Source organism: Marinobacter sp. EN3, assembly GCF_000475315.1.
Taxonomy (GTDB): Bacteria; Pseudomonadota; Gammaproteobacteria; order Pseudomonadales; family Oleiphilaceae; genus Marinobacter; species Marinobacter nauticus.
On the sequence record NZ_AXCC01000021.1, the window covers coordinates 20,315 to 32,517 of the forward strand.

Sequence of the window (12,203 nt, forward strand, 5' to 3'; positions counted from 1 at the left end):
TCGGGGCCCAAGAGAGCGTGCAACACTGCTTGCTAGCCGGAGCAATCAGGACGCATAGCGTCCTTGCCACCCGGCGCCACCCAGCAAATCATCACTGGCCCGTTCATGGCCATTACCAGTGAGGAGCAATTCCCCCGCTGGCACAGCGAAAACGTGATAGGCCTCAGGACCAAACGGATCAAGAGCGGTATCGATGTATTGGAACCGATCAGGAACCGGCTCACCCGACATTGCTACCCGGAACTGCCGTTCCACCGTGGGAGTGGTTACATTCAATGGCTGCTGTACCCAAAGGAAAACCGCCTTATGCGGCACCAGATACTCGCAGCGTACCACTTCATAGCCCTCTCTCAAGGTCAGGGTGGTAGGCTCTTTACCAGGTTCGAGTCTGAACTTGTGAATCGTTTTCATAACTGCGCTCCTCTGGATACTGCGGAATACGGTCCCATGATGGGGCAGCGCAAACTTCGATAAAATAAGTTTTCTTAAACAAAAAACATCGACTTTTTCGAGGATTTAACAGCTTGGCGCCTAGCGCTCAAAGATCCCCTGACGAGCCTCACAGATTGCCCGCACACCCTCGTGGGCCAGCTTGCGGCTTCGGGTAACCGCGAACAGCTGGTCTGTCACTTCATCGAGCGAAGCAATCAAAGCCACCTGATACTGCCGGCACACCTCATCCTGAATCATCGTAGGGGCGGCGAATACACCAACTCCCTCGCGACCAAACACCTTGATAAGGGCGCTGTCATCGACTCGGGCAACCAGGTTCATTCGCACATTATTGAGGTTGAACCAGTGCATCAGTTTCTCGAAATACGGCGCATCGGTGGCGTTCGCCAGCAGCGGCTGGTGGTTGAGGGAATGAGGAAAACCGGTTTTGAGTTTCTCCGCCAGTTCAGGTGCAGCGAACAGACTGATGGTAGACCGGGACAACGGATGAACCGCAAACCGCTCAGGTGATTCAGCCTGGGGCATTCTGTCGGTCAGCACCACATCCAGCTCTTTGCGCTTGAGGCTCAGCAGGAGATCTTCAGTCCGGCCGGTCCGGCATTCAAGCTGCACGGGCCGGTTCAGTTTCATCGCGGGGTGAAGAAGGTAATAGGCAATCAGCTTGTGGATAGACGCCGATATGCCCGCAGACAGCGAAAGCGGCCTGTGTTCAGGCCCCGCCCTCAAGGTTTCAGACAACTGGCCGGTCAGCTCGAAGATTTCATCGGCATAACTGCGAACCATATGGCCGAGTTCTGTGAGTACCAGTTGCCGGCGCTCGCGGCTGAATAACCGGCCGCCCACCGCGCCCTCAAAGGTCGCAAGCTGGCCGCTGAGGGTCTGGGGAGCCAGGTCGAGTACCTCGCTGGCCCGGGCAATGGAGCCTTCGCGGCTAATTATCCAGAAATAATAGAGATGCCGGAGGTTCAGATTCTCCACATCGGTACCCTACTCCGCATTTAACAGTTCCCGGCTATTTTTTGCGATAGATAATGCCTGGATGACACTGAACCATTTCATAGAGGTTGGGAAGCCCGTTCAAAGACTCGGAGGCCCCGAGAATCAGGTAGCCCCCGGGGTTCAGCGCCCCATGCAGCCGGGTAAGGATGTCCTTTTTCAGATCCGCCGAGAAATAGATCAGCACATTTCGGCACATGATGATGTCGAACTTGCCCAGCATGTATCGGTCCAGCAGGTTCAATTCCTTGAATTCCACCATGGACTTGATTTGCGGGCGAATCTGCCACCCACCGTTGGCCGAGGGGGTAAAAAAGTGTTTCTGGCGCTCCGGGGAAAGCCCCCGGCCGATGGCGATCATTTCGTATTCGCCACGGCGGGCAACTTCCAGCACGCTTTTGGAGATGTCCGTTGCGGTGATTTTTACATCCCGTAGCTTACCAGGCCGGGTACGGCGGAACTCGTCCACCACCATGGCTACAGAATACGGCTCCTGGCCAGTAGAACAGGCGGCAGACCAGATTCTCAGGGGCTGGAGTGAATTTCGCTCGGCGAACTCCGGCAAGAGCTTTTCCTGCAGAATCCGGAACGGATGATTATCCCGAAACCACAGCGTCTCGTTGGTGGTCATCGCATCGATGACCACTTCGCGCAAACCCGCCCGACCAGGCCTCTGCAATCGTTCGAGAAGCTCTCCAAGGGAGTTCAGGCTGTTTTCTTCGAGTATCCGCCGAAGCCTGCTCTTCACAAGGTACTGCTTGTTATCACCCAGCAGAATGCCGCACGCATCCTGCAGGAACTTTTTAAAGGCTTCGTATTCCTGGGGCGTCATGTCCGCTTTCATTGGATCTCTTCGTGGGTGAAACCGTCAGCCGAGCACTAGTGCTGATCAATAATCTCCATTACTCGCTCGGCCAGCTCATCCGGGCTGAATTTCGCCATGAAATCGTCTGCGCCCACTTTCTGCACCATCGCCCGGTTAAAGACGCCACTCAGCGAGGTATGCAGCATGATATACATTTCTTTCAGCGCCGGATCTTCCTTGATTCTGGTAACCAGGGTGTAGCCGTCCATTTCCGGCATCTCAACATCAGAGATAATCAAAGACAGGTGGTCGCTTGCTTTTGAACCGTCCTGGGTAATCTCCTTGAGATACTGTAGCGCCTGCTTGCCGTCGTTTTTGGTAACCACTTCCATTCCGATAGCGGTCAAACAGCGCTCAATCTGCCTGCGAGCCACGGAAGAATCATCCACAACCAGCACGGGCAAATGGCCGGGAACCCGTTCCGCACTTCGGCTGACCAGCTCTTCCGTCACATCTTCCCTGAGCGGAGAAACTTCTGCAAGAATCTTTTCTACATCTATGATTTCTACAAGTTTATCGTCAATCTTGGTAACCGCCGTGAGGTAGACATCCTTTCCGGCACCCTTCGGTGGAGGCAGAATGTCTTCCCAGTTCATATTCATAATCCGGTCTACGCCCGTTACCAGAAAGCCCTGAGTTTTACGGTTGTATTCCGTGATGATCACGAAACTGGTGGACAGCTGTTCCTGCGGTATACCCGGCAAGCCAATCGACATACTCAGATCGATAATCGGAATGGTTTCACCGCGGATGTGGGAAACCCCTCGAACCACGCTCCGGCTGTTGGGAATCGATGACAGCTTGGGGCACTGAAGCACCTCTTTGACCTTGAATACGTTGATGCCGTACATCTGCTGCCCCCGTAAACGGAACAGCAAGAGTTCGAGCCGGTTCTGACCGACCAGCTGGGTGCGTTGGTTAACGCTGTCTAATACCCCTGCCATGATGCTTTACTCCTGGCGTGCCTATACCGGCATCAATATTGCTTAAATCATTGTAAGGTGGTTTCAGGCATGTCCAAGACAATTCTTTGACGCCTGCAGACCTGTTAAGGGTTAACGGCCCAAGAACCCGAATCCTTAACGAATTTCGACAAAACACACAGATACAGACAGCATAGGACAAACCGGTGCGTATGCGAATCATCTTTTTGGCTGCATTGTGCCTTTTACTGAGCCCGGTCACTCAGTCTTCAGAACGTACCACTGCTGAAACCATCCGTAACGCCGCCCAGACGTTTCTGGTCAGGTGGTCCGAAACCCTTGCAGCCGAGGGCTATGAAAGCAGCTATGAAGTCGGCGCTATCGACAGCCGCATCGCCCTTGCCGCCTGCGATCAGGGGCTGAACACCGAATTTGCGGGCGATCCTCTACAAACCACCAGCCCGTCTGTGCTGGTATCGTGTAGTGGTGAACGCCCCTGGAAAATGTACGTGACCACCAGCGTTGAGGTTCATGGCCCTGCCCTGGTAGCGGCTCGCCCCCTGGCGCGCGGGGAGCGTTTGACACAGGATCTGGTAACCGTAAATTCGGTTCAGATCAACGCCAGTCGCCGCGGAGTACTCACCCGCAAAGAGTCCATTTCAGGGATGATGATGCGCCGCCCGGTGAATGCCGGCACGGTAATGACCCCGGATCTCCTTGAAGCCCCCAACGCGATTGAGCGGGGCGATCATGTTATTATCACCGCGCGTTCAGGCTCATTTTCGGTGTCTTCTCGCGGTAAAGCACTGGCGAGTGCAGGGGTTGGAGAGCAGGTTCTGGTAGAGAATCTCCGCTCGTCCCGGACAGTCAAAGCCCGTGCGGTTGGCCCCGGGCGGGTCGAAATTCCGATGTAAGGCAGCAAAGTAGCAAAAGCGGCAAATGTTTTCCGTTTTGTAACTAAAGTATGGCGCGGATTTGCCGTTAAGTAGATATAAACCCGAATACGCCACTTTGATGTGGCCCCAGGCAAGCAGGTATTGATATGTCAGTTGACTTAAATGGAATTGGCCCAGGCCAGGTCAACACCACTCGCACCACGGCCGACAAAGCCACAGGCAACCAGGGCTCACAGGCGACAACTGGCGAACAAGCCAAGGCCCAAAGCCCCGCTGCCCGCGGTGAAAATGTGAACCTGAGCAATCAGGCAAAAAACCTGAAGCAACTTGAGCAGAAGCTGGGGGATTACCCCGAAATGGACGATGATCGTATCGAACAGATTCGTTCTGCTCTTGAGAACGGCACCTACAAGGTAGATGCTCAGAAACTGGCCCAGAAAATGCTTGAGATGGATAAAAGCATTTTCGGGTGAGTAAAGCATGAACGCACATGAACAGTTGAAAGCGATTCTTCAGGAAGATATCCGCCAGCTTGAGCTGCTGGCGGAACTTCTCCACCAGGAAAAATCCGTGCTCTCCTCTGCGGATATCCAGCCCCTGCAAGAAATGACCAGCCGGAAGAACCAGATTCTTGAAGGCGTTCGTGAACGCGCCAAAAAGAAAATTCACCTGCTGGTGAATATGGGCTACAAGCCCAACGCAGGAGAGCCATCACGATTCATTCGGGCCGCGGGCATGGATGAGCTCCACCAACTCTGGAAAGACGCAGACACCCACTTGCGCGAATGTCAGGCTGTGAACCAGAACAACGGCCGAATCCTTGGGCATCTGCAAAAGCGCCTGTCACGCCTTACCGACATCTTCCGAGGCGCTTCCGCCCAGCAGAAGCTCTATGGCGCCAAAGGCCAGCAGACCAACGTCTCAAGCACCAATATTCTGGCCAGTGCCTGATACACCAAGCGCCCAGAGAAAATAAAATGCCCGGAGATTTTCCGGGCATTTTTCGTTTCAGGGCACGGCTTTCAGCGCGTGTAAATGGTCATCTGCGAATCGGGGTGAAAGCGGATATCCCGGATACTGACATTGCCCATGGGCGGTGTTTGCCCGCCCATCACACGAATGTTGTCCATCCGGATTTCCTCAATACGCTCAGGAAATGCCAGCCGCAGGCCTCCGTCTTCCTGCAGCGAGTAGCGAGGCTCTGAGTCCCGGTAATGCACACCCGAAATCGTAAGGTCGGAATCCAGAAAGCTGAGCACCGGCACGAACACGTTGGCCGCCAACCTGATTCCTTCCACCACGTCGACATCGGGAGAGTCACCTGAGGGATTGTCCCTGGCGCTGCCAGGCATGGAAGAAACCGCCTCCAGGCGCTCCATCAGGCCGATACCGCTTTGAGCAGACACCCCTGACATTTCTTCTTCCGACAAGGGCGTGAGATCGCCCCGTGCATAGAGCTCGCCCGCTTCAGCGCCAATCTGCCCTGCGTTGGTGTTGCTGGACGCCAGTGAAACCAGGGGCTGAAATGGCAGAGTGACCATGGTAACCAGTGCCGCTGCGTTACGGTAACGGGACTGATGCTTGAGTACCCGGTGGAGCTCCCGCTCTGAGATCCAGCCGGCAGCGATTAACACCTCACCGAGGCGCTGGCCGGTTTCCCTTTGAGCACGAAGTCCTTCTTCCAGCTGACCTTCAGACAGATAGCCACGATTGATCAGCAACCGGCCAAGCCGGGATTTCTCTTCAAAACCCTGACGGATTCTCACCAGATTCCTCCTGCAGTATCAGTGATCACCGTACAACCCGGCCCGGTATTCAACAATCAAGTGAAGCGTAGCCCACAACCTCTGAGCATGCTGTTCTGATTTACCCTTAATGGCGTAATGATCTGTTAAGATCTGCTCAAACTTCGTAATAACCGGATTATCTCAGTATTCTGGTCACCACCTGTAACAGAGAGCTGCCTTAAAATGACAAATACCGTAAAACACATCTCGATTGTGATGTCTGTCCTGTTTGCCTTCGTTGCCACTCTGCTGACCACCTCACCAGCCATGGCCCAGAGCGAAGAAACAGCACTTCCGGAGGTCCGCTTTGTGACGACGGAAGGCGCATTCGTGCTTCAGCTGCGGCCCGACGTCGCTCCAAAAACCGTTGAAAACTTTTTGGCCTACGTAAACAACGGATTTTACGACGGCACCATCTTTCACCGTGTGATTCCCGGCTTCATGGTCCAGGGCGGCGGATTCGATGAGAATCTTGGACGCAAACAAACCAGAGCCCCGATTGTGAACGAAGCCACCAGCACCCTGCCCAACCTTCGCGGCACCATCGCTATGGCCCGGACCAATGCGCCGGATTCTGCCACCAGCCAGTTTTTCGTTAATGTGGCCAACAATGATTTCCTGAATGCCGGAGTGCGAGGCCCGGGCTATGCCGTTTTTGGCAAGGTTACCGAGGGCATGGGTGTAATTGATCGTATCGCAGGGGTTCAGACCGGCTACCAGCGTGGCATGGCCGATGTCCCGGTGAGCCCGGTCATTATCGAGTCCGCCGAAGAAATCACGAAAGACAACTGAGCCCCATGACCCCCGACCTTCTTCCGCCGGCCATGGAACCGGCGGAACTGATATGGCGAGACGGAGTGCCTGAATCGGCCCGCTTTGGCGATGTCTATTTCAGCCGAGATGACGGACTGGCCGAGACCCGTTATGTGTTCATCGACAGAAATGAACTGCCCGGGCGATTCGCAGCACTGAACAGCAACAGCCATTTTGTGATCGCGGAGACCGGTTTCGGCACCGGGCTCAACTTCCTGGCAACCTGGGCAGAGTGGCTCGCTCAACGCCCCGACGAGCAAGACCACGCAATTCTTCACTTCATCTCGGTCGAGCGCTATCCCCTGTCTCTGGCCGATCTGGAAAAGGCCTTGGACAGCTGGCCAGGGCTGCAGCCCCTGGCCCGGGAGTTGATTGAGAACTACCCTCCGCTGATAAAAGGAACCCACCGCCTGGTGCTTGGCGGCGGCGCCATCAGGCTTACCCTCTATTTTGGCGATGTGCTGGACGCCTGGAACGAACTGGAATTCGTGGCCGACGCCTGGTTTCTGGATGGATTTGCGCCGTCACTGAACCCCGACATGTGGCTCGAACAGGCCATTCAGCAGATTCGTGCTCACAGTAAACCGGGCACCACCCTTGCCACTTTTACTTCGGTCGGTCGGATTCGTCGCGCTCTCGCCGATGAGGGCTTTGACATGCTGAAAGTGCCCGGTTTCGGCCGCAAGCGGGAGATGCTGACCGGCAGATTTCCTGCGGCGGAACAGGCCGTTGCACCCGCCGCAGGAGCGGAGCCCATCGCCATCATTGGTGCCGGAATTGCCGGTGCCACCCTGGCCCGCAATCTGGCAGAACGGGGCGTTCCGGTAGTGCTTATCGACCAGGCCAATGGCCCCGGCGCGGGCGCCTCCGGCAATGACCAGGGGGCTTTGTATGTAAAACTCGGTGTCGAGTACAACGATCAGACAGAGCTCGCGGCCACCGCACTTTCCTTCAGTCAACGCTTCTACCAACGCTGGCAGGGCGAGTTCTGGCACCCAAGTGGTTTGCTGCAGCTTGCAGCAACGGATCAGGAACACGATCGCCAAAGGCGATTTCTGGAACGCAACACCTACCCTGAAAATCTGCTGGCGGCCGTGAAAGCCGGCGAAGCAAGCCGTATTGCCGGCATGCCGGTCCAGTGCGAAGGGCTCTGGTTCCCAGGTTCCGGCTGGCTACAACCGGCCCGTGCGTGCAAAACGCTGATTGAGCACCCACTCATCCGCACGATTTTCGAGTTTCAGGTTGATACGCTGCGGTGGGTGGAAAATTACTGGGTAATAAACGCCAGTGACGGAAGATCACTCAGGGCAACTAAGGTTGTGGTTGCCGCCGGCCACGAAACCGGCGCTCTTGCTCCTGTGCCCGAAGGCCAGTCGCTGCGGCTTAAGCCAATTCGCGGACAGGTCACCCGGATACCCGCAGACGACTGCCAACTTCCAGACGTGGTTATTTGTGGCACCAAATACCTGAACCCCGCTTATCAAGGCAATGCCATAACCGGTGCCACATTTGATCTGCATGACGATAACCCGGAACCAACGCCCGAGGGGAATCAGGAAAACCTCGACCAACTTCGGGAACTGCTGCCCTCCGTAAACATCTCAGAGCACATACAGGCAGAACATCTTGAGGGGCGCGTGGCATTCCGCTGCACCACACACGACTATCAGCCGGTGGCTGGTCCCTGCCCAGCCAGCGACGAGCCAGCCCAGCCCGGCGTTTTTCTACTGACGGGTTTCGGCAGCAAAGGCCTGGTGTGGGCTCCCCTGCTGGCTGAATATCTGGCCGACCGGATCTGCGAGCAACCGCCCTGCCTGAATACCCGGCTCGCCCGTCGTGTGGAAACGGGACGTCTTTACCGGAACCAACTAACCGGATAGTAATAAACTCGTGCTATAGCGAACGGTCAGGCGGCCGATAAAAGGTCATAAGGTGGTGGTAAAGGGGAGAATCCCCGGAGAGGTGGAATCATGTCCATTTTCGTCAGTGAACCCGGGCGCCCAATCGGGACCCGGTTACCCGAAGCGTTCCGAAGTCGCCGGGTGGGTGATGTCACCGAGCTGTCGGAGTCTGAGGCCATTTCTGCCGAACATAGCGAGGCTACCGATGCCGAGTTCCAGCAGGCAGTCCACAGCGGTGGCGGTGGCAGCCGCTTTCGCGCGCTTCAGGAATATGGTGCCGCTGCCGCCGGCGAACGCCGGGAAGAAAGGGTTTACCTGCCAGTCGCTGACATCAGCTCACCAGCCCAGTTCTCGGTTCCTGCTTCTGCCACCGTCGCAGAGGCATTGGATACCATGGAAGAACACGGAGTTCATCATCTGGTGGTGCTGGCCGATAGCAATGTGGCAGGTCTGATCGATCTGCGCTGGCTACTTTCGTGGATTCACGAACACAGTTCAGAGGCTTTGGACCAAAGCCTGATTCACATCGAACTTCCGGCTTTTCTGACCGCCTCTCCGGAAACGGATGCCCATCAACTGGCTCGCCTGATGCTCGCTCACCGGCTGAATGCCGCGCTGGTGATCAATGCTGCCGGAGAACCCGCCGGTGTGGTTACCAGCACAGACTACCTGAAACTCTATGCCAATGCCGGCCGGCAGGAAGGGTCGGTCTGAATCCTCCCTGACCTGCCAGCCTGAGGATTACGGCGTTATCGGTGTCAGTAACTCACCTTCCGGACTGAAGACAAGCACCATTCTCTCGCCGTTTCTGTCCGCCAGCACCACTAGCTCATCGTCGCGATAATTTTCCAGGTCGAGAATTTCCAGACCTTCGAATGCCAGCTGCTTACGCCAGTTCCGGAACGCTGCGCCGGATTCGGATGTGTCCACTCGGGCCAGGATACTTTCTGTGCCAGACACCGGCGCCGCCTGACCTTCAACAAAACTCCCGTTGGTATTGCCCGACACCACGATATCACCGTCGAACCGGACACCGCTGGTCAGGAGTTCATTGGAAAGATCATCGGCATCATCAACGGTGTACGCGCTCAGAGGTTCGCCTGAAGTATTGAATCCAAGAACAAAACCAGCGCGGTTATCCAACGGTGTGCGAATAATCTCATCCTCTGCGTTATCGGTACCGGCGTCCTCTGGCTGGGCTTCACGGAATCGGTAGCTATAGGGTGCATCGCCGACCAGCACGACCCCTGCCCCTCCATAAAGACCGTCCCCCAGCGATTCAGAGTTGTCTTCACCTACCTGATACACGGTCGGTGATTCTCCTGTGTTGCCATTGAAGAAATACGGACCAACATTGCCCAGGCCATCAAGCGTCATTGGCGATGACCCGAACAGCAGCGCCAACGAGCCTTGTGAGCTACCACCGACCACGGTCTCATTACCGGATGAGCCCACCTGCCGCGCCCAGGCCAGGGTCGGCTCCAGAGCCCCTGCGTTCTCGGCAGTATCAATGCGCGCCAGGAAACTGTCGGTACCGCCCTGATAGGCACCGGTATTCCAGGCACCTCGGGTTTCACCCCCCACCAACACATAGCCAGTGGTGCCGTTTATGCCAACCCAGCGCACCGAATCGTCGGCCGGGGTGCCAATCCGATAGATTTCATCGTCCCAGCTGGGAACATAGTTCCCCGAATCACCGTTAAAATGGAACAGTGCCGTTACCGCATCAACCCCGCCCACCGGTGTGCCCAGGCCTGCCTCATCAGAGCTGAAAGCAACGGCAATTTCATAACGATTTACGCGGTTATTGTTTTCAGTGACCGTTCGCACACCCACGTCCAGAAATACCTCGGACGGCGGCATTGCCAAGCCCGAGCTTGTCACATCAATAGGATCCTGGAGCACAGCGCCTGCCTGGTCATAGATGCGGACCTGAACCTGATTGTTCCCCGGAACGTAGCCAGCAACAAACACCCGGCCCTCATGGCCCAAAGCCACATCCGTTGCCACAAAGCCATCATTCCAGGCCAGCGGTGCGATCAGGCGGTTCAGGTTCAGCCTCAGCAGTGTTTCAGAAGCGCCCCTGGCATACCCTGCCCGACCAGCCTGATAATTGACGTCTACGCCAATGGGCGCTGCGTTGTCATCCAGTTCTTCCCCCTGATTGTTATAGGCAAGTGCGCGAACACCAAAGGTGATTTCATCCTGCTCCAGCGGGAATACCAGCTCTTCTATTTCGTCATAGTCGTCCTGTGCATTCTTCTGAACAATCTCGAAGGTTTCGTCCTCGATAACACCGGTCAGTGCACCAATTCTCGCCAGTTTGGCTCTGAATTCGGTTTTACGGTCACCGGTGAGAATAGCGCGATACTCTCGAGTCGTCTCCGTATTGATTGTATCGCGGCTGCCGCCATTGACGGTTTCAATGCTGAGTAGCGGTTCATTGTCCTCGATGGAAATGTTGGCCTTGACCTCAACACTGCCGTTGCCAAGGGAGGCAATGCCCTGGCGAACCTCGGTCAGAACCATCGTCGCGACTTCTGTTGGCTCGGGAATCAGGTCGTCGACCACTTCAAAGGGAATGTAGCACTCGGTAATACCGGGCTTCAGCGTCACAACACCACTGGTAACCGTATCACCAGTCATGTCGTATTCGATGTACTCGAGAGGATTACCTTCTTTATCAACGGGGTGATTCAGTTCGTCGCTGAGCGCAACAAGGTCTTCGCCGATAATAATCGCACCGGTGTTGGCGCGGCTATATTTGCAGTCCTGATGGGCGGGATCAGTTTCGTCATTGTCACAGGCAGTTGGGTCGAAATCAGAACGCAGCTCAAAGGCGATTTTGACTTCGGTAACGGAGGGTTGATCCAGATTTACTTTTACATACGCGCGCTTGGTTGGGTAGGTGACTGACTCAGTTCCATCCGGCGCGCCCTCATCCGTGAACTTCTGGAGCTCGTAAGAATAGGAACCGGCATCCAGCTCAGGCACCGCACACCGCTCTTCCGACTCATCTTCTGGCGCCTGACTTTCACCTTCTTTCAGGTTGGCTCCGTCGAGGGTAATTACGTTCCGCTTGACTTCAATATCAAACGGCTGAAAACCCGCCATGCGGCCGTCCGTGGTGACTATCTCGATATTCTCGGTCTGGCCAAGATCAGCTTCACCCCGGTTGCCCCCGGATAACCCAGGCACACCGCGCATGATAATACCCTGACGGGCCTTATTGCTGGTGTCTTCCAGCGCAAGCCAGGATGGCGCATTGGTCAGGGAGTAATCGAGAATGCTTTCGCCGCCATAGGCGCCCCAGTTGTAGTAATACTCCACCCCCAGATAGGCGGTGGTTGGCGGGGCCCCCAACAAGTTGGGCTGGTCAGGATCTTTTTCGGTCTTGCAGCCGGCTGCTGCCAGGGCAATCAGGGCAACACCAAGGAGGCGGCCCGAGGCGGTTGAGCGGGAGAACAAATCGGCGCGCATGCAAAAATCCGTTTCATGACGTTATTGTTATGGCCGTGCCCGGGTGCCTGGCACCCGGTTTACACACCGTTACAGATCAACGCCATGGT

At 55.9% G+C, this 12,203-nt stretch carries 12 protein-coding genes; 6 read left to right on the forward strand and 6 right to left on the reverse strand.

Annotation, left to right across the window (positions count from 1 at the left end; all coding sequences use genetic code 11):
* Positions 1-45: 45 nt before the first annotated feature.
* The 4 genes from Q675_RS26515 to Q675_RS26530 all read right to left on the reverse strand — a co-directional run bounded on the left by Q675_RS26515 (position 46) and on the right by Q675_RS26530 (position 3,258).
* A complete protein-coding gene (locus Q675_RS26515) occupies positions 46-411 on the reverse strand; it encodes a hypothetical protein (protein ID WP_022992449.1) in 366 nt (121 codons plus the stop codon).
* Between the two features lie 120 nt (positions 412-531).
* Positions 532-1,431 carry a LysR family transcriptional regulator gene (locus tag Q675_RS26520; protein WP_022992450.1) on the reverse strand — a complete coding sequence of 300 codons (900 nt, stop codon included), beginning with the start codon at positions 1,429-1,431 and terminating at the stop codon, positions 532-534.
* A 34-nt stretch (positions 1,432-1,465) separates the two neighbouring features.
* Entirely contained in the window at positions 1,466-2,293 is an 828-nt protein-coding gene (locus tag Q675_RS26525; RefSeq protein WP_022992451.1) for a CheR family methyltransferase, read from the reverse strand.
* A gap of 35 nt (positions 2,294-2,328) precedes the next feature.
* Positions 2,329-3,258, reverse strand: coding sequence for a chemotaxis protein CheV (locus Q675_RS26530; protein ID WP_022992452.1), 930 nt, complete (start codon positions 3,256-3,258; stop codon positions 2,329-2,331).
* Positions 3,259-3,443: 185 nt separating this feature from the next.
* On the opposite strand from Q675_RS26530, the gene flgA reads away from it, so the two are divergent.
* The 3 genes from flgA to Q675_RS26545 all read left to right on the forward strand — a co-directional run bounded on the left by flgA (position 3,444) and on the right by Q675_RS26545 (position 5,084).
* Positions 3,444-4,151 carry a flagellar basal body P-ring formation chaperone FlgA gene (flgA, locus tag Q675_RS26535; RefSeq protein ID WP_036193201.1) on the forward strand — a complete coding sequence of 236 codons (708 nt, stop codon included), beginning with the start codon at positions 3,444-3,446 and terminating at the stop codon, positions 4,149-4,151.
* Positions 4,152-4,279: 128 nt separating this feature from the next.
* Positions 4,280-4,606 carry a flagellar biosynthesis anti-sigma factor FlgM gene (flgM, locus tag Q675_RS26540; RefSeq protein WP_022992454.1) on the forward strand — a complete coding sequence of 109 codons (327 nt, stop codon included), beginning with the start codon at positions 4,280-4,282 and terminating at the stop codon, positions 4,604-4,606.
* 7 nt (positions 4,607-4,613) lie between these two features.
* Complete coding sequence (locus Q675_RS26545; protein ID WP_022992455.1) at positions 4,614-5,084, forward strand: flagella synthesis protein FlgN; 471 nt, start codon at positions 4,614-4,616, stop codon at positions 5,082-5,084.
* Between the two features lie 71 nt (positions 5,085-5,155).
* Here Q675_RS26545 and Q675_RS26550 read toward each other — a convergent pair whose 3' ends face one another.
* Positions 5,156-5,899, reverse strand: a complete 744-nt coding sequence (locus Q675_RS26550; RefSeq protein WP_022992456.1) for a hypothetical protein — start codon at positions 5,897-5,899, stop codon at positions 5,156-5,158.
* A gap of 204 nt (positions 5,900-6,103) precedes the next feature.
* Here Q675_RS26550 and Q675_RS26555 point away from each other — a divergent pair, with 204 nt between their 5' ends.
* The 3 genes from Q675_RS26555 (at position 6,104) to Q675_RS26565 (ending at position 9,348) form a co-directional block, all read left to right on the forward strand.
* A complete protein-coding gene (locus Q675_RS26555; protein WP_022992457.1) occupies positions 6,104-6,712 on the forward strand; it encodes a peptidylprolyl isomerase in 609 nt (202 codons plus the stop codon).
* 5 nt (positions 6,713-6,717) lie between these two features.
* Positions 6,718-8,613, forward strand: a complete 1,896-nt coding sequence (gene mnmC / locus Q675_RS26560) for a bifunctional tRNA (5-methylaminomethyl-2-thiouridine)(34)-methyltransferase MnmD/FAD-dependent 5-carboxymethylaminomethyl-2-thiouridine(34) oxidoreductase MnmC (RefSeq protein WP_022992458.1) — start codon at positions 6,718-6,720, stop codon at positions 8,611-8,613.
* Positions 8,614-8,703: 90 nt separating this feature from the next.
* Entirely contained in the window at positions 8,704-9,348 is a 645-nt protein-coding gene (locus Q675_RS26565) for a CBS domain-containing protein (protein ID WP_022992459.1), read from the forward strand.
* A 27-nt stretch (positions 9,349-9,375) separates the two neighbouring features.
* Here the strand turns inward: Q675_RS26565 and Q675_RS26570 are convergent, their stop codons facing one another.
* Positions 9,376-12,114 (reverse strand): hypothetical protein, encoded by a 2,739-nt coding sequence (locus Q675_RS26570; protein ID WP_023011043.1) that lies wholly within the window; start codon positions 12,112-12,114, stop codon positions 9,376-9,378.
* Between the last annotated feature and the right edge of the window lie 89 nt (positions 12,115-12,203).

Bases quoted from the DNA above. Each gene is read 5' to 3' on its own strand.
- Q675_RS26515 (WP_022992449.1), bottom strand. From the start codon at position 411: ATGAAAACGATTCACAAGTTCAGACTCGAACCTGGTAAAGAGCCTACC.
- Q675_RS26525 (WP_022992451.1), bottom strand. From the start codon at position 2,293: ATGAAAGCGGACATGACGCCCCAGGAATACGAAGCCTTTAAAAAGTTC.
- Q675_RS26530 (WP_022992452.1), bottom strand. From the start codon at position 3,258: ATGGCAGGGGTATTAGACAGCGTTAACCAACGCACCCAGCTGGTCGGT.
- flgM (WP_022992454.1), top strand. From the start codon at position 4,280: ATGTCAGTTGACTTAAATGGAATTGGCCCAGGCCAGGTCAACACCACT.
- Q675_RS26545 (WP_022992455.1), top strand. From the start codon at position 4,614: ATGAACGCACATGAACAGTTGAAAGCGATTCTTCAGGAAGATATCCGC.
- Q675_RS26555 (WP_022992457.1), top strand. From the start codon at position 6,104: ATGACAAATACCGTAAAACACATCTCGATTGTGATGTCTGTCCTGTTT.
- mnmC (WP_022992458.1), top strand. From the start codon at position 6,718: ATGACCCCCGACCTTCTTCCGCCGGCCATGGAACCGGCGGAACTGATA.
- Q675_RS26565 (WP_022992459.1), top strand. From the start codon at position 8,704: ATGTCCATTTTCGTCAGTGAACCCGGGCGCCCAATCGGGACCCGGTTA.
- Q675_RS26570 (WP_023011043.1), bottom strand. From the start codon at position 12,114: ATGCGCGCCGATTTGTTCTCCCGCTCAACCGCCTCGGGCCGCCTCCTT.